The 26,977-nt window shown below is 71.7% G+C and carries 30 protein-coding genes; 20 read left to right on the top strand and 10 right to left on the bottom strand.

Going from position 1 to position 26,977, the window contains the following annotated elements; translation table 11 throughout:
* The first annotated feature begins 14 nt into the window (after nt 1–14).
* The 7 genes from BM127_RS02900 (at nt 15) to BM127_RS02875 (ending at nt 7,284) form a co-directional block, all read left to right on the top strand.
* The gene (locus BM127_RS02900; protein WP_091194011.1) at nt 15–1,337 is read left to right on the top strand and encodes a condensation domain-containing protein; all 1,323 of its coding nucleotides are present in this window, start codon (nt 15–17) and stop codon (nt 1,335–1,337) included.
* Nucleotides 1,338–1,346: 9 nt separating this feature from the next.
* Nucleotides 1,347–2,225 carry a 16S rRNA (adenine(1518)-N(6)/adenine(1519)-N(6))-dimethyltransferase RsmA gene (gene rsmA / locus BM127_RS02895; protein WP_091194009.1) on the top strand — a complete coding sequence of 293 codons (879 nt, stop codon included), beginning with the start codon at nt 1,347–1,349 and terminating at the stop codon, nt 2,223–2,225.
* Entirely contained in the window at nt 2,222–3,121 is a 900-nt protein-coding gene (locus BM127_RS02890; RefSeq protein WP_091194006.1) for a 4-(cytidine 5'-diphospho)-2-C-methyl-D-erythritol kinase, read from the top strand. The genes rsmA and BM127_RS02890 overlap by 4 nt, the downstream gene beginning before the upstream one ends.
* 84 nt (nt 3,122–3,205) lie before the next feature.
* Entirely contained in the window at nt 3,206–3,745 is a 540-nt protein-coding gene (locus BM127_RS02885; protein ID WP_091194004.1) for a hypothetical protein, read from the top strand.
* Nucleotides 3,746–3,796: 51 nt separating this feature from the next.
* A complete protein-coding gene (locus BM127_RS02880; protein WP_231263105.1) occupies nt 3,797–5,083 on the top strand; it encodes an SPFH domain-containing protein in 1,287 nt (428 codons plus the stop codon).
* A complete protein-coding gene (locus BM127_RS22710; protein WP_231263106.1) occupies nt 5,023–5,349 on the top strand; it encodes a flotillin domain-containing protein in 327 nt (108 codons plus the stop codon). Before BM127_RS02880 ends, BM127_RS22710 begins: the two co-directional genes overlap by 61 nt.
* A gap of 66 nt (nt 5,350–5,415) precedes the next feature.
* Complete coding sequence (locus BM127_RS02875; protein ID WP_091194000.1) at nt 5,416–7,284, top strand: ABC-F family ATP-binding cassette domain-containing protein; 1,869 nt, start codon at nt 5,416–5,418, stop codon at nt 7,282–7,284.
* A gap of 80 nt (nt 7,285–7,364) precedes the next feature.
* Here BM127_RS02875 and BM127_RS02870 read toward each other — a convergent pair whose 3' ends face one another.
* Nucleotides 7,365–7,862 carry a MarR family winged helix-turn-helix transcriptional regulator gene (locus tag BM127_RS02870; RefSeq protein ID WP_091193997.1) on the bottom strand — a complete coding sequence of 166 codons (498 nt, stop codon included), beginning with the start codon at nt 7,860–7,862 and terminating at the stop codon, nt 7,365–7,367.
* Nucleotides 7,863–8,038: 176 nt separating this feature from the next.
* Between BM127_RS02870 and BM127_RS02865 the strand changes: the two genes are divergently transcribed.
* From BM127_RS02865 to BM127_RS02850, 4 genes are all read left to right on the top strand, one after another.
* Entirely contained in the window at nt 8,039–8,827 is a 789-nt protein-coding gene (locus BM127_RS02865) for a trans-aconitate 2-methyltransferase (protein WP_091193994.1), read from the top strand.
* Between the two features lie 175 nt (nt 8,828–9,002).
* On the top strand, nt 9,003–9,203 hold the full coding sequence (locus tag BM127_RS22705; protein WP_231263107.1) for a VOC family protein: 201 nt from the start codon (nt 9,003–9,005) through the stop codon (nt 9,201–9,203).
* A gap of 90 nt (nt 9,204–9,293) precedes the next feature.
* The gene (locus BM127_RS02855; protein WP_091193991.1) at nt 9,294–9,866 is read left to right on the top strand and encodes an AAA family ATPase; all 573 of its coding nucleotides are present in this window, start codon (nt 9,294–9,296) and stop codon (nt 9,864–9,866) included.
* A gap of 10 nt (nt 9,867–9,876) precedes the next feature.
* Complete coding sequence (locus tag BM127_RS02850) at nt 9,877–10,353, top strand: hotdog fold domain-containing protein (protein WP_091193988.1); 477 nt, start codon at nt 9,877–9,879, stop codon at nt 10,351–10,353.
* A gap of 7 nt (nt 10,354–10,360) precedes the next feature.
* Here the strand turns inward: BM127_RS02850 and BM127_RS02845 are convergent, their stop codons facing one another.
* From BM127_RS02845 to BM127_RS22965, 5 genes are all read right to left on the bottom strand, one after another.
* The gene (locus BM127_RS02845) at nt 10,361–11,266 is read right to left on the bottom strand and encodes an amino acid ABC transporter permease (RefSeq protein ID WP_091193985.1); all 906 of its coding nucleotides are present in this window, start codon (nt 11,264–11,266) and stop codon (nt 10,361–10,363) included.
* A 1-nt stretch (nt 11,267) separates the two neighbouring features.
* Nucleotides 11,268–11,957, bottom strand: coding sequence for an amino acid ABC transporter permease (locus BM127_RS02840; protein WP_091193982.1), 690 nt, complete (start codon nt 11,955–11,957; stop codon nt 11,268–11,270).
* A gap of 74 nt (nt 11,958–12,031) precedes the next feature.
* On the bottom strand, nt 12,032–12,925 hold the full coding sequence (locus BM127_RS02835) for a glutamate ABC transporter substrate-binding protein (RefSeq protein ID WP_091193980.1): 894 nt from the start codon (nt 12,923–12,925) through the stop codon (nt 12,032–12,034).
* Between the two features lie 62 nt (nt 12,926–12,987).
* Nucleotides 12,988–13,764 (bottom strand): amino acid ABC transporter ATP-binding protein, encoded by a 777-nt coding sequence (locus BM127_RS02830; RefSeq protein ID WP_091193978.1) that lies wholly within the window; start codon nt 13,762–13,764, stop codon nt 12,988–12,990.
* A 149-nt stretch (nt 13,765–13,913) separates the two neighbouring features.
* Nucleotides 13,914–15,185, bottom strand: a complete 1,272-nt coding sequence (locus BM127_RS22965; RefSeq protein WP_091193975.1) for a glycoside hydrolase family 16 protein — start codon at nt 15,183–15,185, stop codon at nt 13,914–13,916.
* A 304-nt stretch (nt 15,186–15,489) separates the two neighbouring features.
* On the opposite strand from BM127_RS22965, the gene miaB reads away from it, so the two are divergent.
* On the top strand, nt 15,490–16,989 hold the full coding sequence (gene miaB, locus BM127_RS02820; protein ID WP_091193972.1) for a tRNA (N6-isopentenyl adenosine(37)-C2)-methylthiotransferase MiaB: 1,500 nt from the start codon (nt 15,490–15,492) through the stop codon (nt 16,987–16,989).
* A 153-nt stretch (nt 16,990–17,142) separates the two neighbouring features.
* Nucleotides 17,143–18,138, top strand: coding sequence for a type IV toxin-antitoxin system AbiEi family antitoxin domain-containing protein (locus BM127_RS02815; protein ID WP_091193969.1), 996 nt, complete (start codon nt 17,143–17,145; stop codon nt 18,136–18,138).
* 126 nt (nt 18,139–18,264) lie between these two features.
* On the opposite strand, the gene BM127_RS02810 is transcribed toward BM127_RS02815, so the two are convergent.
* The 3 genes from BM127_RS02810 to BM127_RS02800 all read right to left on the bottom strand — a co-directional run bounded on the left by BM127_RS02810 (nt 18,265) and on the right by BM127_RS02800 (nt 19,361).
* Nucleotides 18,265–18,576, bottom strand: a complete 312-nt coding sequence (locus tag BM127_RS02810; protein WP_091193966.1) for a hypothetical protein — start codon at nt 18,574–18,576, stop codon at nt 18,265–18,267.
* Between the two features lie 82 nt (nt 18,577–18,658).
* The gene (locus BM127_RS02805) at nt 18,659–19,111 is read right to left on the bottom strand and encodes an NUDIX hydrolase (RefSeq protein ID WP_091193964.1); all 453 of its coding nucleotides are present in this window, start codon (nt 19,109–19,111) and stop codon (nt 18,659–18,661) included.
* Between the two features lie 22 nt (nt 19,112–19,133).
* Nucleotides 19,134–19,361: an antitoxin gene (locus BM127_RS02800; RefSeq protein WP_091193963.1), complete on the bottom strand. Its 228-nt coding sequence runs from the start codon at nt 19,359–19,361 to the stop codon at nt 19,134–19,136.
* A 96-nt stretch (nt 19,362–19,457) separates the two neighbouring features.
* Here BM127_RS02800 and miaA point away from each other — a divergent pair, with 96 nt between their 5' ends.
* On the top strand, nt 19,458–20,366 hold the full coding sequence (gene miaA, locus BM127_RS02795; RefSeq protein ID WP_091193960.1) for a tRNA (adenosine(37)-N6)-dimethylallyltransferase MiaA: 909 nt from the start codon (nt 19,458–19,460) through the stop codon (nt 20,364–20,366).
* Between the two features lies 1 nt (nt 20,367).
* On the opposite strand, the gene BM127_RS02790 is transcribed toward miaA, so the two are convergent.
* Nucleotides 20,368–20,976: an NAD(P)H-dependent oxidoreductase gene (locus BM127_RS02790; protein ID WP_091193958.1), complete on the bottom strand. Its 609-nt coding sequence runs from the start codon at nt 20,974–20,976 to the stop codon at nt 20,368–20,370.
* Between the two features lie 65 nt (nt 20,977–21,041).
* Between BM127_RS02790 and BM127_RS02785 the strand changes: the two genes are divergently transcribed.
* The 6 genes from BM127_RS02785 to BM127_RS02760 all read left to right on the top strand — a co-directional run bounded on the left by BM127_RS02785 (nt 21,042) and on the right by BM127_RS02760 (nt 26,973).
* Nucleotides 21,042–21,629, top strand: coding sequence for a TetR/AcrR family transcriptional regulator (locus tag BM127_RS02785; protein ID WP_175507307.1), 588 nt, complete (start codon nt 21,042–21,044; stop codon nt 21,627–21,629).
* Between the two features lie 68 nt (nt 21,630–21,697).
* Entirely contained in the window at nt 21,698–22,216 is a 519-nt protein-coding gene (locus BM127_RS02780; protein ID WP_091193951.1) for a dihydrofolate reductase family protein, read from the top strand.
* Between the two features lie 89 nt (nt 22,217–22,305).
* On the top strand, nt 22,306–24,165 hold the full coding sequence (ggt, locus tag BM127_RS02775) for a gamma-glutamyltransferase (protein WP_091193948.1): 1,860 nt from the start codon (nt 22,306–22,308) through the stop codon (nt 24,163–24,165).
* A gap of 146 nt (nt 24,166–24,311) precedes the next feature.
* Nucleotides 24,312–25,097, top strand: coding sequence for a diaminopimelate epimerase (dapF, locus tag BM127_RS02770; RefSeq protein WP_091193945.1), 786 nt, complete (start codon nt 24,312–24,314; stop codon nt 25,095–25,097).
* Nucleotides 25,098–25,217: 120 nt separating this feature from the next.
* A complete protein-coding gene (locus BM127_RS02765; protein ID WP_091193942.1) occupies nt 25,218–25,994 on the top strand; it encodes an SDR family NAD(P)-dependent oxidoreductase in 777 nt (258 codons plus the stop codon).
* Between the two features lie 157 nt (nt 25,995–26,151).
* A complete protein-coding gene (locus tag BM127_RS02760) occupies nt 26,152–26,973 on the top strand; it encodes an NYN domain-containing protein (RefSeq protein ID WP_157829655.1) in 822 nt (273 codons plus the stop codon).
* Nucleotides 26,974–26,977 lie beyond the last annotated feature (4 nt).

The following is a 26,977-nucleotide window of genomic DNA, read 5'->3' as shown; positions in this document are numbered from 1 at the left end:
TACACTCCGTCGTGATGCGGCTCACGATCGTGGACCAGGTGCACCTGCCCGAGGGGCAGCTGCGCAGCCACGTCCTGAGGGGCGCCGCGACCGTGGGCCACGCGCGCGAGCTGCCGATCTCCTTCGACCAGCGTCGACACGTGCTCGAGGGACAGCGCCGCGGGTCGTGGATGGCCGTCGCGTTCCGCCTGCCCGCACCGGTGGACGACGACCACCTCGCGCTGGCGTGGGAGGCGGTGGTGCAGCGGCACGGCACCCTCAGGTCGGCGTTCGTCGTCCGCCCGGACCGGTCGCTGGGACTGCACGAGATCGAGCTACGGCGCGGCGGCTGGGTCGACCACCCCGCCCCCCAAGGAGTCGGCATCCGCGACCGGCTGCGGGAGGTGCTCGACGAGGCCTGCGCGCCCTTCGCCCGGCCCTCGCACCGGCTGTGCGTCGTGCAGCCGGCCCAGGGCGCCCCGTCGGTCGTCATCGCCGCCGACCACTCCCACGTCGACGCGTGGTCGCTGCTGGTGCTGGTGCGCGACCTCACCACCTGCCTCGCCGACCTCGCCGACGGCCGCGCGCCGGGAGCCGCCCTGCCACTCGCCCCGGCCTTCGCCGACCACACCGCCGAGCTCGCCGACCGCCCGGCCGTGCCGGCCTCCGTGGCCGACCGCTGGCGGGAGATCCTCGAGGCGGGCGACGGAGCGATGCCGGGCTTCGCGCTGCCCCTGGGCGACCTCACCGAGCCCCGCACCGCCGTCGTCGAGGTGCACGACGTGCTCGACACCGAGCAGCTCGACCGGTTCGAGCGGCAGGCCCGGGAGCACGGCACGACCATGCTCGCCGTCGCCCTCGCCGAGTCCCGTGCCGCCCTCGTCGACCTGGCCGGGGTCGAGGCCCCGCTGCGCGCGATCTTCCCCGTGCACAGCCGCTACGACGCGCGCTGGCACGACTCCGTGGGCTGGTTCATCACCAACTCGGTCATCGAGGTGCCCTCGTCCGAGCCCGCCGACTGCCAGCGCGCGGTGAGGGAGGCCGTCGAGCTGGGGTCGCACCCGCTCGAGCCGATCATGGCGGCCTACGGCGGGATGCCGATGCGGCCCGGCAACTTCGCCGTGTCCTGGCTGGACAACCGGCGCCTCCCGGTCGCCGTGCCCGACGGCCTCGAGCCGCAGCACGTCTCGGCGGTGGTGCGCACCGACGGGGTGATGATCTGGTTCGTCGTCAACGCCACCGGCCTGCACCTGCGGTGCCGCTATCCCGGCACGCCCGAGGCGCGCCGCAGTGTCGGCGACTGGCTCGACGGCGTACGCCTGCGACTGCAGCGGCGGGTCGCCGAAGCCCCCGACTAGGCTCATCACATGACCACGACCCCGGCCGGCCCGAGGCTCCTCGGGCCCGCCGAGGTGCGTTCTCTCGCCGCCGACCTCGACCTGCGGCCGACGAAGCAGAAGGGCCAGAACTTCGTCATCGACGCCAACACGGTGCGACGCATCGTCCGCGAGTCCGGCATCACCGCCGACGACGTCGTGGTCGAGGTCGGGCCGGGGCTGGGCTCGCTCACGCTGGCCCTGCTCGAGGTGGCCAGGCGCGTCATCGCGGTCGAGATCGACCCGCTGCTCGCCGAGCGGCTGCCGGCCACCATCGCGGCGTACGCCCCGGGGCAGGTCGACCGGTTCGAGGTGGTGCTGGCCGACGCGATGCGCGTCGACTCGCTCCCCGGGCCGCCGCCCACGGCGCTCGTCGCCAACCTCCCCTACAACGTCTCGGTCCCGGTCCTGCTCCACCTGCTCACCCTGCTGCCGTCGCTCGAGCGCGGGCTGGTGATGGTGCAGGCCGAGGTCGCCGACCGGCTCGCTGCGGGACCGGGGTCGAAGACCTACGGGGTGCCGAGCGTGAAGGCGGCCTGGTTCGCCGACGTACGTCGTGCGGGCGCGATCGGCCGCAACGTCTTCTGGCCGGCCCCCAATGTCGACTCCGGCCTGGTGGCGTGGACCCGCTGCGACCCGCCGCGGACGACCGCCTCCCGTGAGCAGGTGTTCGCCGTCGTCGACGCCGCCTTCGCCCACCGCCGCAAGCAGATCCGCCCCGCGCTGCGCGAGCTGGCGGGCTCGGCCGAGGCGGCCACCGCCGCGCTCGAGGCGGCCGGGGTCGACCCGACCGTCCGTGGCGAGATGCTCGAGGTCGGCGACTTCGCGCGCATCGCCGAAGGCCTCGCTGCCACGGCCCACCCGGCATGAGCATCACCGTCCGCGCCGCCGCCAAGATCAACCTCCACCTCGGCGTCGGTCGCGCCCGGGAGGACGGCTTCCACCCGCTCGACACGGTCTACCAGGCCATCGGGATCCACGACGACCTGACCCTGACGGCCGCCGAGGGCCTCTCGCTGGACACCCTCGTGGCCGACCACATCGACCCCGCCGGCGTACCGTCCGGCGCCGACAACATCGTGCTGCGCGCGGCCCGGCTGCTCGCCCAGCACGCGGGGCGACCGGCCGCCGGCGCCTTCGAGGTGCGCAAGGACATCCCCGTCGCGGGCGGCATGGCCGGCGGCTCGGCCGACGCCGCCGCCGCACTCGTCGCGTGCGACCGGCTCTGGGACCTCGAGACCCCCGATGACGTGCTCCTCGCCCTCGCCGCCGAGCTCGGCAGCGACATCCCCTTCTCCCTCGTCGGGGGTACGGCGCGGGGCGTGGGTCGCGGCGAGGTCGTCACGCCCGTCGACGACCGGGGCTCGTGGTGGTGGGTGGCGGTGCCGTCCCCCGAGGGCCTCTCGACGCCGATGGTCTACCGCCACTTCGACACCCTGCGGCCCGACGCCACCGAGGTGCCCGCGTCGGCCGAGCCGCTGCTCGCTGCCCTCGCCACCGGCGAGCCGCTGCAGCTGGCTCGCGCGCTCCACAACGACCTCCAGGAGCCGGCGATCGACCTGCGTCCCGAGCTCGGTGACCTGATCGTCCGGGGCGAGTCCGAGGGCGCCCTGCGCGGGCTGGTCAGCGGTTCCGGCCCGACCGTCGTCTTCCTCTGCGACTCCGCCGACGGCGCCCGCGCCACGGCCGTCGGTCTCGCCGGCGCCGGCCACGACGTCGTTCTCACGGCGACCGGCCCCGTCGCGGGAGCCCACGTGCTGGCCTGAGGGGCCCCTCCGCACCAGCCCTGGGAACGGGGTCAGGACCGGGTGGCGTGAACCCGCTCCTGCGGGGAAGCATGACGCTATGGTGTGCGCGACATTCACGTCGCGCTGGTGACCGGGGGAGGCATCGTGACTGTGTTCCTGGTGCTCGGCGCGCTCGGCGTCGTGCTGCTCCTCGTCGCGCTCGTGGTCGGTGACGTGCTCGACGGTGCGCTGGAGGGTCTCGGCGCAGGCTTCTTCTCGACCGAGGCGCTCGCCGGCTTCCTCGGCGCGCTCGGGTTCGGCGGAGCCATCGCCCTCGACGCGACCGGATCGACCTCGCTCGCCGTGGTCATCGGGCTCGTGCTCGGCGTGCTGCTCGGCGCGGCTGCGGCCAAGGCGTCCCGGTTCCTCCACGGCACCGGCGAGACCGACGCCGTCCGCACCGCCGACATGGTCGAGAAGATTGGCCGCGTGGTCGGCGCGATCCCCGAGGACGGCTTCGGCACAGTGTCGATCAGCGTGGGCGGCCACATCACCCGCCTCAACGCGCGCTCGAGCGTCCCCGTGGCCGCCGGCACCGAGGTCAGCGTCACCCAGGTCCTCTCGCCCACGGCCGTCCAGGTCGAGCCTCTCTTCCTCCCCTGACCCCTCGTCCCGCACGCCACCACCTCACCGCCCGCACCGCAAGGAGCTCGCATGTTCGGTCTGTCCCCGGTCGTCACGTCTGTGATCGGCCTCGTCGTCCTCGTGGTGCTGATCGCACTGCTCGTCACCACCCGCTACAAGGTCGCGGGGCCCAACGAGTCGTTCATCATCACCGGGCGCAAGGGGAAGGGAGAGGTACGCAACCCGGAGACGGGCCAGATCTCCACCGACCTGTCCGGCCAGAAGGTCGTCATGGGCGGCGGCGTTTTCGTCATCCCGTTCGTGCAGCGGCTGGCCACCCTCGAGCTGTCGTCGCGGCGCATCTCGGTGCAGATCCGCGGTGCCGTCTCCGGCCAGGGCATCAAGCTCAACCTCGACGGCGTCGCCCTCGTCAAGGTCGGCGGCAACGAGGACTCCATCCGCGCAGCCGCCCAGCGCTTCCTGAGCCAGCAGGCCGACATCGAGACCTTCACCCAGGAGGTGCTCGCCGGTGCGCTGCGGTCGATCGTCGGATCGATGTCGGTCGAGCAGATCATCCGCGATCGCGCCGCCTTCGCCCAGCGGGTGGCCGAGGAGTCGGAGTCCTCGCTGACCGGCCAGGGCCTCGTGCTCGACACGTTCCAGATCCAGGACATCACCGACGACGGCTCCTACCTCGCCGACCTGGGGCGCCCCGAGGCGGCCAAGCTCAACCAGCTCGCGTCCATCGCCGAGGCCAATGCCCGCCAGGCCGCCGAGCAGGCCCGCATCGCGGCGGAGCAGGAGATCGCGGTGACCCAGCGCGCCCTCGCCCTCAAGAACGCGGAGATCAAGGCCGAGACCGACGCGGCCAACGCCAAGGCCGCGGCCGCCGGTCCGCTGGCGCAGGCCGACCGCGACCAGGCGATCCTGCTCGAGCAGGAGAAGGTCGCCGTGCACCAGGCCGCCCTCAAGGAGCGCCAGCTCGACACCGAGGTCCGCAAGCCCGCCGACGCCGAGCGCTACCGCGTCGAGACCGAGGCGCAGGGTCGCCGCAGCTCGGCCATCCTCGAGGCGGAGGCCCGCAAGGCGGCGTCCATCGCCAACGCGGAGGCCGAGGCCGAGGAGGCCCGACTGAGCGGTGAGGGTGAGAAGTCGCGTCGTTCGGCGCTCGCGGAGGCCGAGGCGATCGAGGGTGCCAAGCGCGGTGAGGCCGAGAAGGCCCGCCGTGTCGCGGAGGCGGACGCCCTCCGTGCCGAGGGTGGGGTGAGGCCCAGGCGTCGGCGATCCTGGCCGCGGGGCAGGCCGAGGCGGAGGCCATGGACAAGAAGGCCGCCGCCTTCGCGGGCTACAACGAGGCCGCGGTCCTCCAGATGCTGATCGAGGTCATGCCCAAGGTCGCCGCCGAGCTGGCGCGTCCGATGGGCAACATCGACAAGCTGACCGTCATCTCCGCCGACGGCGCCGGCGAGCTGCCCAAGCAGGTGACGAACAACTTCGTCCAGACCATGGAGCTGCTCAAGACCACGACCGGTCTCGACGTCGAGTCACTGATCCAGAAGTACGCCGGTACGACGAGCGGCGTCGCCCCGACGGCAGCACCGGCCGGTCTCGCAGGCGGCACCGCAGGGGCAGCGACCGACTGACCCCGGACGGGCGGCACCACGCCGAAGCACGTACGCGGGGTGGTGCCTGAGAGGATCGGCCACGACATGGCCAACCTCATCAACCTCGAGCGCGTCTCGAAGTCCTACGGCGTCCGCCCGCTGCTCGACAACGTCTCACTCGGCATCTCCGTCGGCGAGCGCGTCGGGGTCGTCGGGCGCAACGGCGACGGCAAGACCACCCTGCTCGAGGTGATGACCGGTCTGGAGGAGCCCGACGCCGGTCGCGTCTCCAAGACCCGCGGGATCGAGATCGGCTACCTCCACCAGGGCGACGAGCTGGTGGACACCCACACCGTCCGCGAGGCCGTGCTGGCCGGGCGCGAGGACCACGAGTGGGCCGCCGACCCGACGACCCGTCAGGTCGTCGAGGAGCTGCTCGCCGGCGTCACCCTCGACCGTGCGGTCGTCGGGCTGTCCGGTGGCGAACGACGCCGCTGCGCGCTGGCCGCGCTCCTGCTCTCGCGCCACGACCTGGTCATCCTCGACGAGCCGACCAACCACCTCGACGTCGAGGCCGTCGCGTGGCTCGCCGCCCACCTGGTCAGCCTGCCCAGCGCGCTCATCGTGGTGACCCACGACCGCTGGTTCCTCGACGAGGTCTGCCAGACCACGTGGGAGGTCCACGACGGCGCGGTGGACTCCTACGAGGGCGGCTACGCGGCGTACGTCCTGGCGAAGGCCGAGCGCTCCCGCCAGGCCGCGGCCTCCGAGACCCGTCGGCAGAACCTGGCACGCAAGGAGCTGGCCTGGCTGCGTCGCGGCGCCCCCGCGCGGACCTCGAAGCCGAAGTTCCGCATCGACGCGGCCAACGCCCTGATCGAGGACGTGCCCGACCCGCGCGACCGGCTGGAGCTCCAGCGCTTCGCCAGCCAGCGGCTCGGGAAGGACGTCATCGACATCGAGGACGTCGATCTCGCGCGCGGCGAGAAGGCGCTCCTCACGCACGCCACCTGGCGCATCGGACCAGGCGACCGGATCGGCATCGTCGGGGTCAACGGCGCCGGGAAGACGTCGCTGCTCGCGCTGATCGCGGGGACGCTCGCACCCGACGTCGGTCGGGTCAAGCGCGGCAAGACCGTCGACATGCAGCACCTCACCCAGGCGCTCGACGACGTCGATCCCGAGGGACGGGTGCTGCCGACGGTCGAGGCGATCCGCCGCGTCAGCAAGACGCTGGACGGCCAGGAGGTCACCGCGACCTCGCTGCTGGAGCGCTTCGGCTTCACCGGCGACCGGCTGACGGCGCGGCTCGGCGACCTGTCCGGTGGCGAGCGGCGGCGCTTCCAGCTGCTCAAGCTGCTGCTCATCGAGCCCAACGTGCTGCTGCTCGACGAGCCCACCAACGACCTCGACATCGACACCCTCAACGTGCTCGAGGACTTCCTCGACAGTTGGCCCGGCACGCTGATCGTGGTCTCGCACGACCGCTACTTCCTCGAGCGGGTCACCGACTCGACGTGGGCGCTGCTGGGCGACGGTCAGGTGTCGATGCTGCCGCGTGGGGTGGACGAGTACCTCGAGCGGCGGGCAAGCGAGCAGTCAAGCGAGCAGCAGGCCGCGAGGAACGAGCGGGCGGCGTCGCGAGACGAGGTTGAGCAAGCCCTGCGACCGAGGCACGAGGTCGCAACGAGCGCGTCGAAACCCGGTCAGCCGAGCGCAGGCCCCAGCCACGGCTCGGCGCCCAAGGCCCGTGCCGGCAGCTCGGAGGACCGCGCCGCCCGCAAGGTGCTGGCCAAGGTGGAGAAGCAGCTCGAGCGGATCGCCGCCCGCGAGGCCGAGCTCCACGCCGAGATGGAGGCGAACCTCACCGACTACGCCCTGCTCGCGCGCGTCGGCGACCAGCTCGGCGAGCTCGCCGCGGAGAAGGACGAGCTCGAGCTCGAGTGGCTCGAGGCCTCGGAGCACGTGGAGTAGGAGGCGCGCGGACCATGGTCGGCTCGTCAGCCCGGCTCAGGCGTGCGCGGCCGATCGCCGGGCGACCAATGTCCGCGTGTCTACGACGCGGGCGTGCCGAACGGCGCGAGCAGCGAGCGCAGCAGCCCGGCCAGCGTCGTACGCTCCCGCTCGGGCAGCTCGGTGAGCAGGTCCGCCTCGGCGGCCAGCAGCGCCTCGAACGCCCCGTCGACGGCGGCCTTGCCCTCGATCGTCAGCCGGACGAGCACGCCGCGGCGGTCCCGCGGGTCCGGGAGCCGCTCGACGAGTCCGCGTGCGGTGAGCCGGTCGACGCGGTTGGTCATGGTGCCGCTGGTCACGAGGGTCTCGCGCAGCAGGCGGCCGGGGGAGAGCTCGTACGGTGCTCCCGCGCGCCGCAGCGCCGCCAGCACGTCGAACTCCCACGACTCGATGCCGTGCGCGGTGAAGGCGTCGCGGCGGGCCAGGTCGAGGTGGCGGGCGAGCCGGCTGATGCGCGAGAACACCTCGACGGGCGCGAGGTCGAGGTCGCCGCGCTCGCGGCCCCAGGCCTCGACCAGGTCGTCCACCTCGTCACGCATGGCGTCAGTGTGCCAGATCGGTCGAGAATCTTGACATCGAGATGGTTTGGCGTGAGGCTGATTCTCTCGACATCAAGATACTTCGCGGCGTAGTCCAGTGAGGAATGGTCGTGGTCGAGCCACAATGACGACCATCGGTCACTGGACCACCCCGACGGGAGAAGGAGACACACGCCATGAGCCACACCTGGGACCCCGACCGCTACCTCGCGTACGCCGACGAGCGCGGGAGGCCGTTCGTCGACCTGCTGGCGCGGGTGCCCGCCGAGACGCCGCGGGTCGTCGTCGACCTCGGCTGCGGCCCGGGCAACCTGACCTCGCTCCTCGCCGATCGCTGGCCGGGCGCTGACATCACCGGCATCGACAGCAGCGCCGAGATGATCGCCGCAGCCCGTGACATCGGGGGCATCACCTGGGAGGTCGCCGACCTCCGCGACTGGGCCCGGCCCGACGCGGTCACGCTGGTCTCGCCCGTCGACGTGCTCGTCTCCAACGCGACGCTCCAGTGGCTTCCCGACCACCTCGAGGTGCTGCCGCGCCTCGTCGACCGGGTCGCTCCGGGAGGGTGGTTCGCCTTCCAGGTCCCCGGCAACTTCGGGGAGCCGAGCCACACGCTCCGCACCGACATCGCCGAGCGCGCGCCCTACGCCGAGCACGTACGCGGCGTCGCCGTGCCCGCGAGCCACGAGCCGGACGACTACGCCCGCCTGCTGCTCGACCTCGGCTGCGAGGTGGACGTCTGGGAGACGACCTACCTCCACGTCCTCACCGGCGCCGACCCTGTCTTCGACTGGGTGTCCGGCACGGGCGCCCGCCCCACGATCCAGGCGCTGCCGGACGGGCTGCGGGAGGACTTCGAGGACGAGTTCCGCGCGTTGCTGCGCCGGGCCTACCCCGCCGACGCCTCGGGTCGGGTCGTCATGCCGTTCCGCCGGATCTTCGCCGTCGCCCGCAAGGCCCCGTGATGCGGCTGCACCACGTGCAGGTCGCGTGCCCGCCCGGCGGCGAGGACGCTGCGCGTCGCTTCTACGCCGAGGGCCTCGGGATGAGCGAGGTCGACAAGCCGGCGGAGCTCGCGGCGCGCGGGGCTGCTGGTTCCGGGCGTACGACGACGCGGGTGCGGTCGGCGCCGAGCTGCACGTGGGCGTCGAGGACCCGTTCAATCCGGCCCGCAAGGCGCACCCGGCCTTCGTCGTCCCGGACCTGGACATGGTCGCCGCGCGCCTGCGCGCCCTCGGCTTCGAGGTCGACGAGAGCCAGCGGGACTCGTTCGCCGGCCACGTCCGGTTCCACACCTTCGACGGCCACGGGAACCGGGTCGAGGTCCTCGCCGCCGCCTGAGGAGGTGGCGGACGGATCGAGCACGGATCACGTCCACGGCGTCGTCGGATATCAGGTGCGGTGCTGCCCACCCTCGGGCACCATCTCCGGATGCGCCTGCTGCTGATCATCGGACCGCCCGCCGTCGGCAAGATGACGGTCGGCCGTGCTGTCGCCGACCGCTCGTCCTTCCGGCTCTTCCACAACCACCACACGATCGAGATGCTGCTCGACGTCTTCGACTACGGCACGCCGGCGTTCCGCACCCTCAACAGCGAGTTCCGCCGGCGGGTGATGGAGGAGGCGGCGACCGTGGGGGCCGACCTGGTCTTCACGTTCGTCTGGGGGATGGACGAGGCCGACGAGGCCGACTACCTCCAGCGGCTGGTCGCGCCGTACGACGGCCACGTCGCCGTCGTCGAGCTCGTGGCCGACCTCGACACCCGTCTCGTGCGCAACCGCACCGAGCACCGGCTGTCCGAGAAGAAGTCCAAGCGCGACGTCGACTGGTCCGACGCCAACGTCCGCGAGCTCGACGCCGAGCGGCTCACCTCGTCGCCCGGCCTGGACGCGCCGGGGGAGCGGCTGCTCGCGCGGTGGCCCCATCTCGTCATCGACAACACCGACCTCGCACCGGACGAGGTGGCCGAGCGGATTCTTGCCTGGCTGGTTACTCAGCAGTAACCTCACCGGCATGCCTGCTGTCCTCGACCTCTGGAAGAAGACCTCCGCGCTGCCCCTGGGGAGGAGGATCTTCTCGTTCGCCTTCAGCCAGAAGGCGCCCTACTTCGCCACGATCCGGCCCCGGTTCACCGTGATCGAGCCCGACCGGGCCGAGCTGGTCATCCGCAAGCGCCGGGGCGTGCACAACCACATCGGGACCGTGCACGCGATCGCGCTGTGCAACGGCCTCGAGGCGGCGATGGGTGCGCTCGCCGAGTCGACCATCCCGCGGGACCGTCGCTGGATCCCGAAGGGCATGGAGGTCGCCTACACCGCCAAGGCCGACTCCGACATCACCTGCATCGCCGAGACCGACCCCGGCCAGTGGACCGCCGACCTCGGCGAGGGGTACGACCTGCCGGTGCGCGTCCGGGGCGTACGCCAGGACGGCACCGTCGTGGTCGAGGGCGAGATCCGGCTCTGGTTGTCGGCGAAGCCGCGACGCTGACGTCGGGCTAGATGCCGCCGCCGCCCCCGCCGCCCGTGTCGCCCTTGTGGAAGGGCGCTGACGCGCCGGTCTTGACGTCGCCGACCATGCCGACCTCGAGCACGTCCTTCTCCCCGACGAACTTGCGCTGCAGCCACATCGCCAGCGCGGTCAGCAGCAGGTTCACCACGACGTACATCGCAGTGATGACGATGATCGTCGGCACGTGGTTGCCGAACTGCTGGTAGATCGGCTTGGCGATCCGGGTGAGTCCCAGGCCCGCGACGGCATAGCCGAGGCTGGTGTCCTTGAGCGCGACCACCATCTGGCTGATGATCGCCGGGATCATGATCTTGACCGCCTGGGGGAGCAGCACGACGGTCATGACCTGCGTCTTGCGCATGCCGATGGCGTACGCCGCCTCGGCCTGTCCCTTGGGCACCGCGTTGATGCCGGCGCGGAAGACCTCTGCGAGCACGGCGCCGTTGTAGAGGGTGAGGGCGAGCACGACGGACCAGTACGTCCGTCGGCTGAGCGGGTCCATCCCGCTGAAGATCGCGTAGAAGCAGAAGATCATCAGCATGATGACCGGCACGGCCCGGAAGAACTCGACCACCAGCCAGCAGGGCCACCGCAGCCACGCGTGGTCGGAGAGCTTGCCGATGCCGAAGACGACGCCGAAGACGACCGCGCCGATGACGGCGCTGAAGGCCATCTGCAGGGTCACGAGCAGGCCATCGACCAGGATCGCCTCGATGTAGCGCGGGGTGATGAACGGCTCCCACTTGTCGTACTCGAACTGCCCCGTGGCGTAGAGCCGCCAGAGGACGAACGCGACCGCGGCGAGCATCGCCACACCGGCCACGATGCTGTACGTCCGGTGCCGCGCGATCGTCGCGGGCCCGGGGCTGTCGAAGAGGACTCCGGCACTCATGTCATGCCACCTTCCAACGGCGCTCGAGGAGGAGGGCGACGGCCGAGATCAGCTCGACGAGGATGATGTAGCCGAGGGCGAAGCAGATGAAGATGCCCCACCGCTGGTCGGCGTAGTCGTTGGTGAAGCCCTTCATCCGGCCGACCGCCTCGATGACACCGAAGACGCCGGCGATCGAGGTGTTCTTGAGCAGCGCGATCAGCGTGCTGGCCAGCGGCGGCACCGAGGCGCGTACGGCCTGGGGCAGCACCACCTGCGACATGACGCCGGAGAAGGGGAGCCCGATCGCGCGGGCGGCCTCGGCCTGCCCCAGGGGCACGGCGTTGACGCCGGCGCGGATCGCCTCGCAGATGAAGGCGGCGGTGTAGAGGCTCAGCGCGGCGACGGCGGCGCTGAAGAACGAGGTGAAGTCGAAGGGGCCGATCTGGATGTCGACCCAGCTGAAGCGCAGCCAGTCGAAGATCTTGCCCGCGCCGAGCTGGAAGAACAGGAAGATCATGACGAGCGGGGTGTTGCGGACGAGGGTGACGTAGCCGGTGCCGAACATGCGCAGCACGGAGACCGGTCCGACGCGCATGGCGGCCAGCACCGTGCCGAGCAGCAGGGAGATCACTGCGGAGACCAGGAACAGGAAGACCGTGTAGCCGAAGGCCTTCAGCACCAGGTCGAAGTTGTCCAGGACGGCGTTCACGCCACTCCTCTCAGGTGGGGGTGTCCGACCCCGGGCCCGACGTCGCCGCCGGGCCCGGGGTGCGGATCAGGTGCTCAGGACTCGCAGGCGTCCATCTCGGGAAGCTCCGGGACCTCGACGCCCGACGGCCCGAGCGTGGCCGTGAAGGCCTCCTCGTAGGTGCCGTCGTCGTAGGCCTCGGTGATCGTGTCGACGATCCACTGGCACATCTCCGGGCTGTCGATGGAGTAGCCGACGCCGATGCGCTCCTCGGAGAACTCGTCGCCGACGACCTTCAGGTCACCCTCGTTCTGCGCGGCGTAGCCGGCGAGGATGGTGCCGTCGGTGGTCATCGCCGAGACGGTGCCGTCGAGCACCTTCTCCACGCACTCGCTGTAGGTGTCGAAGCCGACCGGCTTGGCACCCTCGGCCTCGATGTTGTCGAGCGAGGTCGAGCCCGTCACCGAGCAGACCTCCTCGCCCTCGACGTCGGCGACGTCGGCGATGTCGCTGTCGGCGGCGACCAGCAGCTGCTGGCCGGTGACGAGGTAGGGGCCGGCCTGGCCGACGACCGCGCGGCGCTCGTCGGTGATCGAGTACGACGCCAGCACGAGGTCGACGGTGCCGTCCTCGAGGAAGGGCTCGCGGTTGTCGGAGATGGTCTCGACGTACTTGACCTTCTCCGTGTCGTTGGGGTCGATGCCGAGGCTGGCCACGAGCACCTTGGCCATCTCGACGTCGAAGCCGGTCGGCATGTCCGAGGCCGCGTCCTTGAAGCCGAGGCCGGGCTGGTCGAACTTGACCCCGACGTTGATGGTGCCGGCGTCGGCCAGCTCCTTCATGCGGGTGCCGTCCTCGAACGACGAAGCCGCGTCGTCAGCGACCTCCACGTCGACGGCCTCGGTGTCGTCCCCGGCGTCACCGCACGCGGCCAGCGCCAGCGCCAGCCCCGCAGTGGCGATGATCGCCTTTGTCCGTGTGAATCGCATTGCGTCTCCTTCTGTCCCGAGCCGAAGAACCTTCGGCCCCCGTTGTGGTGTGGCGAGATGGATCAGTGCTTGAGGATCTTGCCGAGGAAGTCCTTGGCGCGGTCCGAGGTGGGGTGGGTGAAGAACTCCTCCGGGGTGTTCTCCTCGACGATGGCGCCGTCGGCCATGAACACGACGCGGTGCGCGGCGGTGCGCGCGAAGCCCATCTCGTGGGTGACCACGATCATCGTCATGCCCTGCTCGGCGAGGTCGACCATGACGTCGAGGACCTCCTTGATCATCTCCGGGTCGAGCGCCGAGGTCGGCTCGTCGAAGAGCATCACCTTGGGCTCCATGGCCAGCGCGCGGGCGATCGCGACGCGCTGCTGCTGGCCGCCGGAGAGCTGGGCGGGGTACTTCTCGGCCTGGTGGCCGACGCCGACCCGCTCGAGCAGCTCGCGGGCCTTCTTGTCCGCCGCGTCCTTCTTCATGCCGCGGACCTTGATCGGGCCGAGCGTGACGTTCTCGAGGATCGTCTTGTGGGCGAAGAGGTTGAAGCTCTGGAAGACCATGCCGACCTCGGCGCGCAGCGCGGCCAGGGCCTTGCCCTCCTGCGGCAGCGGCTGGCCGTCGAGGGTGATCGTGCCCTCGTCGATGGTCTCGAGGCGGTTGATGGTGCGGCACAACGTCGACTTGCCGGAGCCCGACGGGCCGATCACCACCACGACCTCGCCGCGGGCGACGGAGAGGTCGATGTCCTTGAGGGCATGGAGCTGTCCGAAGTGCTTCTGCACGTCGCTCAGCACGACGAGGGGCTCGCCCTTGGCGGCCGTGACGGGTCCCGATTCCTGCGCGGTCATAGGCGCAACCTATCGGCAGGTGGCCCGTTCGGGCCACGGTGCATGGCCCGAACGGATCATCACAGTTCGCGCACGATTTCGCCCACGGGGTGCCGTCGGGGCGCCGCTGTGACGGTCATCTCGGCCTTGTCGGGCAGGGCCGAGGACCGTCAGCGGGCCCGGCGTCCGAGGGTGACGCGGGACGCCTGGCGCGACGTGCCGTCGAAGACCCGGACCCAGTCGACCTGCGCGGTGTCGCCCATCTCGTCGGAGGTGAGCTCGCCGAGCTCGTAGTCGGAGGTGAGGTTCGACAGCACGAGGTACTGGTCGGCCTGGGACACGGCGCGGGTCTCGCGGTAGTACTCCCGGCCGTCGACGCGGAAGACGTACGTCGTGGGGGTCCACTCGACCGAGAAGACGTGGAACTCGTTCCACCAGCTGCGACCCCTGCCGAGGGCGCGGCGCGCGGTCGGGTACATGTCGCCGAGGCTGACCTTCTCCCAGTCGGCCTCGTAGTAGTGGACGCTGGAGCTGATGGTCTCGTTGCCGCGGCCGTTCTCGCCGAAGAACTCCATCACGTCGATCTCGGTGCCGGCCGACGGCGTGCCGTCGACGTACGTCGTCCCGGCGGGCAGCATCCAGAAACCGGAGTGCATGCCCTTCGCACGCTGCGGCTTGATGCGGGCGGCGACGATGCCGTGCCGGAAGAAGCGCGTGTACTCGGTGGAGATCTGGCTGTTGAGCAGGTACGGGCTGGTGCCCGTGGTGGTGCCGGCGGCGCGGGTCGAGGTGTAGTCGCACGGGGCGCCGGCGAGCGCGGGGTCGAGGGCGACGCCGAGGTGCAGGACGCCGTCGGCGACGCGACGGGCGCTGGGGTCGACGCGGGCGCAGGTGCGGGGGGCGTAGACGCTCTCGTGCTCGCGCTTCTGATCGTTCCAGACCGAGGTGTCGAGCGTGGTGCCGGAGAACTCGTCCTCGAACGCCGCCTGCCAGCGGGTGGTCGTGACGCTGCCGGTGACCCAGGTGCGGCCGTCGGTGGTGGTGCGGGCGCGGTAGGTGCCGACGGACGGTGCGAAGGAGGCCGAGCCCCAGGCGTCCTCGGTGGCGGTCGAGACGGCCTTCCAGCCCCGTCGGGTCTGGCGCTCGAGGGTGACCTTCTGGCCCGGCGAGGCGGGGGTGAAGGTGGCGACCAGGGTCCCGGCGTCGGACGGGGCGGCGGGCGAGGTGCCGGGCTGCACGATCGGCGGCAGCGACGCCAGGGTGCCGCGTACTTCAGCCTTGCGGGCCACCGGTGACGGCCGTTGCTCGGCGGCGTCGGCGCGGGTCACACTGAGGGAGAGCAACAAAATGGTGACAATCAGTGCGAGGACACCACGGAAAACGCGGTCGACCTTCTGGTTCACGCGTGCATCCGTGGATGCGAAGGCGTCGAAGATGCTCATGAGTGGTCCCCCGTGGTGAATCCGTAGTGGCTCACGGGGCCCGATCTCCCGTAGTTGTTACCGCCTTGTTGATCAGGGGAGCACCTTGTGTCAAAAAGAGGGAGAAATCAACGGAAACTTGAGGACGTGGCCCGAACAGGGCGTTGCGCATGGCCTTTTCGGGCCATGCCGAGCGCGAGCGGAGTGCCGTGCGGGCTACCCCTCACCCCTTCGGGTACACCCTTTGGGGTGCTTGAGGCCGTTCGGTGAGGGTCGGGCTGCGGATTCCCTCGGTGCCTGCCGCCCGCCGTACGCTGGAGCCACCATGACTGCCGTTGTCGACACCCCGCGCACCTATGAGGTCCGCACCCACGGGTGCCAGATGAACGTCCACGACTCCGAGCGCCTCAGTGGTCTGCTGGAGGACGCCGGCTACGTGCGGGCCGGGACCGAGGCGCCCGCCGACGTCGTCGTCTTCAACACCTGCGCGGTGCGCGAGAACGCCGACAACAAGCTCTACGGCAACCTCGGCCAGCTCGCCTCGGTCAAGGCCGTCACGCCCGGCATGCAGATCGCGGTCGGCGGCTGCCTGGCCCAGAAGGACCGCGACACGATCACCACGAGGGCGCCGTGGGTCGACGTCGTCTTCGGCACCCACAACATCGGCTCGCTGCCGGTGCTGCTCGAGCGGGCGCGGGTGATGGAGGAGGCGCAGGTCGAGATCCTCGAGTCCCTGTCGGTCTTCCCCTCGACCCTGCCGACCAAGCGCGAGTCGGCCTACGCCGCGTGGGTGTCGATCTCGGTCGGGTGCAACAACACCTGCACGTTCTGCATCGTCCCCGCGCTGCGGGGCAAGGAGAAGGACCGCCGCCCCGGCGAGATCCTCGCCGAGATCTCCGCCCTCGTGGCGGAGGGGGTCACCGAGATCACCCTGCTCGGTCAGAACGTGAACGCCTACGGCGTGGAGTTCGGCGACCGGCAGGCCTTCTCCAAGCTCCTGCGCGCCTGCGGTGAGATCGAGGGGCTGGAGCGGGTGCGCTTCACCTCCCCGCACCCGGCGGAGTTCACCGACGACGTCATCGAGGCGATGGCCGAGACGCCCAACGTGATGCCGTCGCTCCACATGCCGCTGCAGTCCGGCTCCGACAAGGTGCTGCGCGACATGCGCCGGTCCTACCGCCAGTCGAAGTACCTCGGGATCATCGAGCGGGTGCGTGCCGCGATCCCGGACGCCGCGATCACCACCGACATCATCGTCGGCTTCCCCGGCGAGACCGAGGACGACTTCCAGGCGACGCTCGACGTCGTGCGCGCGGCGCGCTTCTCCTCGGCGTACACCTTCCAGTACTCCAAGCGCCCCGGCACGCCTGCCGCGACCCTCGACGACCAGGTGTCGCCGCAGGTCGTGAAGGACCGCTACCTGCGCCTCGCCGCCGTGGTCGACGAGGTCGCCTGGGCCGAGTCCACCACCCTCGTCGGTCGCACCGTCGAGCTGATGGTGTCCGAGGGCGAGGGCCGCAAGGACGCGGCCACGCGCCGCCTCTCGGGTCGCGCGCCCGACAACCGGCTCGTGCACTTCGCGGCCGACTTCTCCTCCGTGCCCGAGGACTCGGTGCGCCCCGGCGACATGGTCACCGTCGAGATCACCTACGCCGCCCCGCACCACCTCGTCGCCGACGGCGCGATCCGCTCGGTGCGCCGCACGCGCGCCGGCGACGCGTGGGAGCGGCGTACGTCCTCGGCCCCCGCGCCGACCGGCGTCGGGCTCGGGATGCCGACGGTCGGGGTGCCCGCGGCGCTCCCGCCGGCGCCTGCCTGCGGCTGACCTCGTGTCGGAGTCACCGCCTACGCGGTGACTCCCACACGATCGTGGAGCTCCTGAGCCGACATGCGACTCACGAGCTCCACGATCACGTTGTCCACAGATTGCTCATCGGGGGTCGCGCCCGGCGCCGGACCACGGGGATCGTCGTGAGGCATGGAACGACTTGCCCGTACGCTCGCCGAACAGTCGGGCGTCATCTCGCGGCGCCAGGTGGCCGACCTCGGTCTCGAGCCCCACGACCTGCGCCGGCTCGTACGACGTCGCGACCTCACGCCGCTCCATCCGGGGGTCTTCGTCAACCACACCGGCGAGCCCGCCTGGATCCAGCGGGCCTGGGCCGGGGTGCTGGCGTGCGCGTCCTACGACAGTCGCCGACGGGACGAGGCGCCGCGCGTCGACGGCCTCGGCGCCGCGCTCGCCGCAGCCTCCGCCGTGCGTGCCGCCGACGGTCCGGGGCGCCGCGACGGTTCCGAGGCGATCGTCGTCGCGGTGGCGCGCGACCGCCGGGTGCTCGCTCCGGCCGGCATCACCGTGGTGCGCACCTTCGACCTGGTGGACCGGGTCCTGTGGAACGTCGGCCCGCCGCGCATGAAGTACGACGAGGCAGCGCTGGACGTGGCGCTGGCGATGTCGGGCGAGATGGAGGCGATCGGGGCGATCGCGCGCGCTGTCCAGAGTCGCCACACCACCGCCGTCCGGATGCAGGAGTCGTTGGCCGGACGCGCACGGGCGCCCCACCGCCTGTTCCTGGAGTCGGTCCTCGCCGACGTCGCGCGGGGGACGTGCTCGGTGCTGGAGCACGCCTACCTCACGCGCGTCGAGCGTCCGCACGGCCTGCCGTCGGGGCGTCGCCAGGTCCGCGCCGGGACGATCAGCGGCGTGGTCTACCGCGACATCGCGGTGGGGGAGCAGCAGCTCGTCGAGCTCGACGGACGGCTGTTCCACGACACGGCCGAGCAGCGTGACCGGGACTTCGAGCGCGACCTCGATGCCGCCGTCGCCGGCCAGGGGACCGTACGCCTCACGTGGGGCCAGGTGGTCGGGCGACCGTGCACCACGGCGGCCAAGCTCTCGCTGGTCTTCGAGCGGGCGGGGTGGCCGGCCGGTCGACCGTGCGGGGCAGGGTGCGCGTGGGCCGAGGCGGCGTGAGCTCCGCACGTGTCGGAGTCACCGCCTACGCGGTGACTCCCACACGATCGTGGAGCTCCTGAGCCACCACGCGGCTCACGAGCTCCACGGTCCTCGCCGCGGGCCGTACCGCGGATCAAGGCAGGGTCAGGCCGGGGGCTCGACCGAGCCGTCCTCGGCCTCCTGGCCGGCGTCCGGCTCGGAGTCGGAGGAGTCGGAGGACTTGGTCGTCCCCGACTCGGCGTCGTCGGCCTCGCCGTCGGGCGCCTGCGACTTGTCGTCGGCCTCCGCGATCTGGTCGGGCAGCACGTCGTCCACGGCCGGGTTGTCGGCGGGGTTCAGGTCGCGGCCCAGCCCGTTGTCCTCGGGGGCGTCGGCCAGTGCGTCCACGCCACCCGGATAGAGCTCCGGGTCCTCGGTCGTCGGCGTCGGCATCGGGCTCAGGTCGTCGGTGCTCATCGGTTCCCTCCCACAGGTCGGTGTCTCGTGATCTTGTCGCGTGGCGCGCGCGCCGACCACCCCCGACGGGGCGGGCGGTGGGTCAGGCCTGCCAGCCGAAGGTCAGGTAGGCGGTGTCGGAGAAGAGGTGCGCCAACGCGTACGCCTCGTGCGGCACCATCGGCTCCGGCAGCCGGTCGAGGGGGCACCAGCGGATCTCGGCGCACTTCTCCGGCTCGACCACGCGCGGCTCGCCGGCCCACGTCCGTGCGGTGAAGAACCAGTCGACGCGCTCGTCGATCGCCTCCGCGTGCTGGGTGCGCTGCATCGTGAACGCGAACTCCAGGCCGACGTCGGTGACGCCGAGCTCCTCGGCCGCCTCGCGGCGCGCGGCGTCGTACGCCGTCTCGCCCCGCTCGACGTGCCCGGCGGCGGCTGCCGCCCAGTGACCGTCCATGTAGGGCGTGCCCTGCCGCAGCTGGAGGAGGACCTCCGTGCCGTCGGCTCCCTCGCGCAGGAGGTAGACGTAGGAGGCCGGGACGAGGACGAAGCTCACCCCTCCGACCCTAGGGGCCGGTTCAGCGAGGGGTGCCGGGCGGGGGCGGCGGGATGTCGTCGTTCTTGCCGTCGAGCGAGTCGAGGGCGTCGCGCGCCTTGCCGGTGGCCTGGTCGATCTTGTCGGCGTGCTTGCCGCCGGTCTTGTCGTTGGCGAGCTTGGCGGCCTTGTCGATGCCGTCGTTGATCTTGTCGCCGTGCTGGTCGACCGCCTTGGTGAGCTGCTCCTTGGCCTTGTCCAGGAATCCCATGTCTGCCCCTCGGTCAGTGCCCGCCCCGATAGGCAGGACCTGGTGCCCAATCTAGGGGCTGCCTCCTCATCCGACGGCTGCTGGGAAGATGCACCCATGCCCGCCCAGCCGATCGTCGCGCTCGTCGGCGCCACCGCGTCGGGCAAGAGCGGACTGAGCCTCGACCTGGCCGAGAGGCTCGGCGGCGAGGTGGTCAACACCGACGCGATGCAGGTCTACCGCGGCATGGACATCGGCACCGCCAAGGTGCCGGTGGCCGAGCGCCGCGGGATCGCGCACCACCTCCTCGACCTGCTCGACATCACCGAGTCGTCCACGGTCGCGGCGTTCCAGGAGCGCGCCCGCGAGGCCGTGGCGGAGATCCGGGGGCGCGGGGCGACCCCGGTGCTGGTCGGCGGCTCCGCGCTCTACACCCGCGCGATCATCGACCGCTTCGAGTTCCCCGGCACCGACGAGTCGCTGCGGCGCGAGCTCGAGGTGGAGCTCGAGCGGATCGGCGGCCCGGCGCTCCACGCCCGGCTGGCCGGGGTCGACCCGGACGCGGCAGCACGGATCGAGCCCGACAACGGACGCCGCGTCGTACGCGCCCTCGAGGTGGTCGCGCTCACCGGCCGCCCCTACAGCGCCAGCCTCCCGCGCCTGGAGTACGCCGACCCGCGGACGGTGCAGATCGGCGTCGACATCGACCGGCCGACGCTCGACCAGCGGATCGCGCGCCGGGTCGAGGAGATGTTCGCGGCCGGGTTCGTCGAGGAGGTCGAGGCCCTCCTCGCTCGCGGCCTGGCCCAGGGGCGTACGGCCAGCAGGGCGATCGGCTACCGCGAGGTCGTCGGCTTCCTCGCCGGCGACCGCACCCTCGCCGAGGCGATCGAGCAGACCACCAACGCGACCCGCCGCTTCGCGCGGCGCCAGGACGGCTGGTTCCGCAAGGACCCGCGCATCGTCTGGGTCGACCACGACGACCCGGACCGGGTCGAGAAGGCGATCGCGGCCCTGCCTGCCTAGGTCAGCGCGCGGCGAGCTCCCGCGCCGGTCGTACGACGGCGGGGCGGGCGGCGTCGGCCGCGCCGAGGTCGGCGGCACCCCGGATCCACGCGGCGATGTCGGCCTCGCTGCGTCCGCGCACGTCGGCGTAGCGCGTCACCTTGGTCGGCTTGATGCCGCAGAACTCCAGGGTCCGGCCCTTGACCTGCTTGACGGTGCTGTCCCCGACGATCGGGAGGTACCACCGCGGCGAGTCCGACGTCACCGCGAGCCGCCCGGTGCGGCCGGCGAGCAGGCCCTCGGGCATGCCGTTCTCCTTGTAGCGGAAGGCCCATCCGCGCTCGAGGGTCCGGTCGAAGAAGCCCTTCAGCAGCGCGGGGACCGAGCCCCACCACAGCGGGGTGAAGACGGCGACGTGGTCGGCCTGCTCGAGCAGTGCCTGGGCGCGGAAGAGGTCGGGCTCGAGGTCCTGCGGCGTGCGGTAGCCGGTGCGGAGGGTGAGGTCGAAGTCGAGGTCGCGCAGCGTGAGGAGGGTGGCACCGGGGCCGGCGCCCGCAGCGTACGACGCGGCAAGCTGGGCGGTGAGCGAGGCGGGGTCGGGGTGCCCGTCGATGGCGAGGATGGTGGCCATGGTTGTTCCAATCTGGACAGTGACAAGAAACTGGACACCGCCCACATTGGAGTAGGATGTTGCTCATGTCAAGATCTATGGCGAAACCCGCGGGCGGGTACCACCACGGCAACCTCCAGGCCGCCCTCGAGGACGCCGCGCTCGACCTGCTCGAGACCACCTCGGCCGCGAAGATCAGCCTGCGCGAGGTGGCCCGCCGCGCCGGGGTCAGCCACAACGCGCCCTACCACCACTTCGGCGACCGGGCCGCGCTGCTGCGCGCGCTCGGCGTCCGCGGGATGGCCGCCCTGCTCAGCGCCCAGGAGGAGGCGGTCGCCGCCGCGACCGGCCCGGTCGAGCGGGTGCGGGCGCTCGGCCTCGCGTACGTGCGCTACGCCGCCGCCCACCCGCAGGCCTTCGCGCTCGTCTTCGACCCCGACTACTGCGCGGCCGGCACCCCGAGCGCGGAGATGGCGCCGCTGATCACCCGCAACGAGGACCTGCTCGCCGCCGAGGTCGCTGCGCTGGTCCGTGAGCCGGGCTACGAGGGGCGTGACGTGATGGCGCTGTCGGCCGCTCTGTGGTCGACCGTCCACGGCATGGCCCAGCTGGTCACCCTCGAACACCTGCCGGTCGAGGCCGCGGAGCCCGCGCTGGATGCGCTCGTGCGCTGACCACACCGGCCGCAACGTCGACCAAGCCGATCGGGCCCGGTGTCGGACGTCGGTGCCAGAGTGGGTCCATGGCGACCATCTACTACACCGGGTGCACCCTGGACGGCTTCATCGCGACCGACGACCACTCCCTCGACTGGCTGACCAGCCGTGACATCGACATGGACGGGCCGATGGCCTATCCCGGCTTCCGCGAGCGGATCGGGGCCTGCGTCATGGGCGCCACGACCTGGCAGTGGATCCTCGACCACGACGACGACCCGTGGGGTCCGCTGCCCACCTGGGTGATGACCCACCGCACCTTCCCCGAGGCTCCCGACAGCGTGCGCTTCGACCGCGACGACGTGCGCCGCGTGCACGCCGCGATGACCGAGGCGGCCGACGGCAAGGACCTCTGGATCGTCGGCGGGGGAGAGCTCGTCGGTCAGTTCCACGATGCCGGGCTGCTCGACGAGGTGTGGCTGCAGTACGCACCGGTCACGATCGGCGGCGGTGCCCCGGTGCTGCCGCGCCACGTGGAGCTCCGCCTCGAGGAGGTCACCCGCAACCGCGACTTCGCGTGCCTGCGACACACCGTCGTGCGCTGATCAGCCTGCCGCCACCCCGCCCCTCGGGCGTGGACACGACCGCCGTCGGGGGGCAGGGTGGAGGCACTCCTCTCTCGGAAGGCGCCCCCATGCACATGCGTACGTCCCTCGCCGCGGCTGCGACCGCGACCGGCCTGCTCGCCGGTCTCGTCGTCCTGACCCCTGCGACCGCCACTCCCCAGTCCACCCAGGCTCCGAGTGCAGCCCCTGATGTCTCCGCGAGGCCGACGGCCAAGAAGCCCACGGCCATCGGCAAGGGCGGTGCGATCAGCACCGTCGACCCCGAGGCCAGCGCGGCCGGGCTCAAGGTGCTCAAGGCCGGCGGCACCGCGGTCGACGCCGCCGTGGCCGCTGCCGCCACCCTCGGGGTGACCGAGCCCTACAGCGCCGGCATCGGCGGCGGCGGCTACTTCGTCTACTACAACGCGAAGTCAGGCAAGGTGCGCACGCTCGACGGCCGCGAGACCGCGCCCCGCAAGATGCCGCAGGACGCCTTCATCGACCCGGCCACCGGCAAGCCCTACACGTTCACCCCCGACCTGGTCACCAGCGGCGTGAGCGTCGGCACCCCCGGCACGCTCGCGACCTGGGACAAGGCGCTCGCCAACTGGGGGACGCTGTCGCTCGCGGACGCGCTCGCGCCGGCCACGAAGGTCGCGCGGCGCGGGTTCGTCGTCGACGAGACCTTCCGCCAGCAGACGCTGGACAACGAGGAGCGCTTCGCCGCCTTCAAGGACACCAAGAAGCTGTTCCTGCCGAAGGGCGATGCGCCGGCGGTCGGCTCGATCTTCCGCAACCCCGACCTCGCGGCGACCTACGACACGATCGCGCTCCGCGGCACCGACGCGTTCTACCGCGGGCCGCTGGCCCGCCTGATGTCCGACGTGGTGCGCAAGCCCCGTACCACGAAGAACACCGAGCTCCCGGTGCCCAAGGGCTACCTGACGCCGCGCGACCTGCGCGACTACCGGGTGCGCTCGCAGCGGGCGACCCGCACAAGCTATCGCGGTCACGACGTCTACGGCATGGCGCCGTCGTCGTCGGGCGGCACCACGGTCGGGGAGGCGCTCAACATCCTCGAGCGCTACGACCTCTCCGCGATGACCCCGGAGGCGGCGCTGCACCACTACCTCGAGGCGAGCGCGCTGGCCTTCGCCGACCGCGGCAAGTACGTCGGTGACCCTGCCTACGTCGACGTGCCGGTGAAGCGACTGCTCGACGACACCTTCGCCGCCGAGCGCGCCTGCGCCCTCAACCCGGCCAAGGCGGCGACCAAGCCGGTCGCGGCGGGCGACGTCACGTCGTACGACGGGGTGTGCGCGCCGGCGACGGCGAAGGGCACCACCGACGCCGACACCGAGAACATCTCGACGACCAACCTCACCGTCGCCGACAAGTGGGGCAACGTCGTCGAGTACACCCTCACCATCGAGCAGACCGGCGGCTCCGGCATCACGGTCCCGGGCCACGGCTTCCTCCTCAACAACGAGCTGACCGACTTCTCGACCGTGTACGACGCCGCCGACCCCAACCGGATCCAGCCCGGCAAGCGGCCGCGCAGCTCGATGTCGCCGACGATCGTGCTCAAGGACGGCAAGCCGTTCCTGGCCCTCGGCTCGCCCGGTGGGTCCACGATCATCACCACCGTCCTGCAGATGATCGTCAACCGGGTCGACCTCGGCATGAGCATCGAGGAGGCGATCGCCGCGCCGCGCGCAAGCCAGCGCAACACCGCGAGCGTGACCGCCGAGCCGGCGTTCATCACCGCCTACGGGCCGGCGCTGACCGCGCTCGGGCACACCCTCGCCCCGGCCGGTGACGCCTTCACCAGTGCGGCGGAGATCGGTGCCGCGACGGCGATCGAGTTCGGTCCGCGCAAGCAGCTGACCGCGGTCGCCGAGCCCAGCCGGCGCGGCAAGGGGTCCGCCAAGGTGGTGGACCCCCGCTGACCGACCCGTCCCGCCAACTGACGAGTTGGTCCGCCAACCGGTGAGTTGGCGGGTTGGGTGGGTTGTCGTGGTGCGTGACAGCCCCCCACTCGCCAACTGGCGAGTTGGCGCAGCCGCGGTGCTGGGTCGGGTGGGACACTGGAGGCGTGAGCTACCCCTTCCTCAAGGGCCACGGCACCGAGAACGACTTCGTGGTGCTGCCCGACCCCGACGGCACGGTGCACGGCGACCTCGCACCCGAGCGGGTGCGGGCGCTGTGCGAGCGCCGTGCCGGCATCGGCGGCGACGGCGTGCTGCGGGCCGTACGCCGCGGGGACGGGTGGTTCATGGACTACCGCAACTCCGACGGCTCGGTCAGCGAGATGTGCGGCAACGGCATCCGGGTCTTCGCGCGCTACCTCCACGAGCGCGAGGGCGAGCCCTTCCCGATGGAGATCCAGACCCGCGACGGCGTGAAGACGCTCGACGCGGCCGGCGACGAGCTCACCGCCGACATGGGCATCCCCGAGGTGCTGGGGGAGACGGCCGTGACGGTGATGGGCAGGACCTATCCCGCGCGGCACGTCTCGACCGGCAACCCGCACGCGGTCGTCTTCGTCGACAACCTCGCCGAGGCCGGCGCGCTGCAGGAGGAGCCCGAGCACGACGACGCGATCTTCCCCGAGGGCGTCAACGTCGAGTTCGTCGTACGTCGCGGCGAGCACCACGTGGCGATGCGGGTCCACGAGCGCGGGGCCGGCGAGACGCGGTCCTGCGGCACCGGCGCCTGCGCGGTGGCAGTGGTGACCTCGATCGCCGACGACGCGCCCCGCGGTACGCCGTACCGGGTCGACGTCCCCGGCGGCACGCTGAGCATCGTCTGGACCGACGACGGGCGGATGCTGATGACCGGTCCGGCCGTGCTGGTCGCGGAGGGCGAGACCGACCTCTGAGTCGACCAGCGTCGACCGAGGGACGAGGTCGGCGCGTCGGTCGGCCAGGTCGAGTGGCCGCGCGGCTGAGGGACGAAGGCGCGGTCGGCTGTCTCGAGACCGCCTCATAGGATCCGGGACATGGACATCACCGGATCCACCGCCATCGTCACCGGCGGCGCCAGCGGCATCGGCGCCGCGGTCGCCCGCGCCCTCGCCGCGAAGGGCGCCACGGTCGTCGTCGCCGACATCGACGCCGAGAAGGGGGAGGCCCTGGCCTCCGAGATCGGCGGGATCTTCGCGTCGGTCGACGTGACGAAGACCGAGCAGGTCGCCGCCGCCGTCGAGGCCGCCGCCGAGATCGCGCCGCTGCGTGCCTGTGTGAACTCCGCCGGCATCGGGTGGGCGCAGCGCACCATCGGCCGCGACGGCCTGCTCGACTCCGCCCACGACCTCGGCGCCTTCCGCAAGGTCGTCGAGATCAACCTGATCGGCACCTTCGACATGACCCGCCAGGCCGCGACGGTGATGAGCCGCAACGAGCCCGACGCCGACGGCCAGCGCGGCGCGATCGTCAACCTCGCCTCGGTCGCCGCCTTCGACGGCCAGATCGGCCAGGCGTCGTACTCCGCGTCCAAGGGCGGCGTCGTCGGCATGACCCTCCCGGTCGCGCGCGACCTGTCCGCCGCCGGCATCCGCCTCAACACCGTCGCCCCGGGGCTCATCGACACCCCGATCTACGACGCGTTCCCCGACCCGGCGGAGTTCAAGGCCAACCTCGGCGCCAACGTGCTGTTCCCCAAGCGCCTCGGGCACGCCGAGGAGCTCGCCAGCATGGTCGTCGAGTGCCTGACCAACTCCTACATGAACGGCGAGACCGTCCGCGTCGACGGCGGCATCCGGATGCCCCCGAAGTAGTTCCCCACGGCCTGGCTGCGCGAGCAGGCCCATGCCCACTGGTCTAGGCCGAACTCCCTAGATTCTGTCAAGCCGCGACCGGGTTCTTCGGTCCGGGTGGAAGGTGCTTGCGGGGAAGCATTCTTTTCAGGCCTGTGGGGGGCAGCAGATGACACACATGGTGGAGCCGCGTCGAGCGGCCGACACGGGAGACGCGGCGAGCCGCGACGCGATCCAGGACGGCGATCTGACGTCGTTGGTCCGTCGCTGGATGGCGACCGGGACCAAGGTCCACGAACGCGTGCGTCGCGACAGCATCCTCCGGGTCGCGCCCGCGCCGGACCTCGGCCACCCGGAGACCCAGGGACCGGAGACGGGTGCCGACCCAGGGGCGTACGTCGTGGGCACGACGCTCACGCGGGTCTCCGAGCGCGCTGACCTCGTCGGGGGCGCGCCGCCGGTCGACGGCTCGGCCGCGAGCACGGGGAGTGTCGTGGGGGTCCCGCGCCTGCCGCAGCGACCGACGGCCGCCGAGACCGAGCAGGTGCACCGGGTCGCGCTGCTCATCGACGCCCGCCGGATCCCGGCCGACACGGCGGCCGCGCTCCTGGGCCTCCTGGCGGAGCGCGGTGCGGTCAACGTCTGCCGCGCCTACGCGGACTGGAACAGCGACGCGCTCGGCGACTGGGTCGGGCAGATGCGACGCGAGGGGTTGCACTCCTTCCACCACTTCGCCGACGACGACGACCAGGCGCTGGTGGCGATGACCATCGACGCGGTCGACATCGCCCGTGATGCTGCCGTCGACGAGGTGGTGATCGCCGGTGACCTGACGTCCGCGCTGCCGCTGGTCCACCGGCTCCACGCGGCCGGCGTGCGCGTCGTGGCGGTGGGGTCCGGGCTCACGCCCCACGACGTACGTGCTGCCGCGCACGAGTTCATCGACACCGGCTTCCTCGACGGTCAGCAACCGGTCGCGGCGGGACGCCACCGCGCCTGACCTG

Origin of the sequence: Nocardioides alpinus, from assembly GCF_900112035.1 — a bacterium.
Classification (GTDB): Bacteria; Actinomycetota; Actinomycetes; order Propionibacteriales; family Nocardioidaceae; genus Nocardioides; species Nocardioides alpinus.
This window is presented reverse-complemented; position numbering and strand designations above follow the sequence as displayed.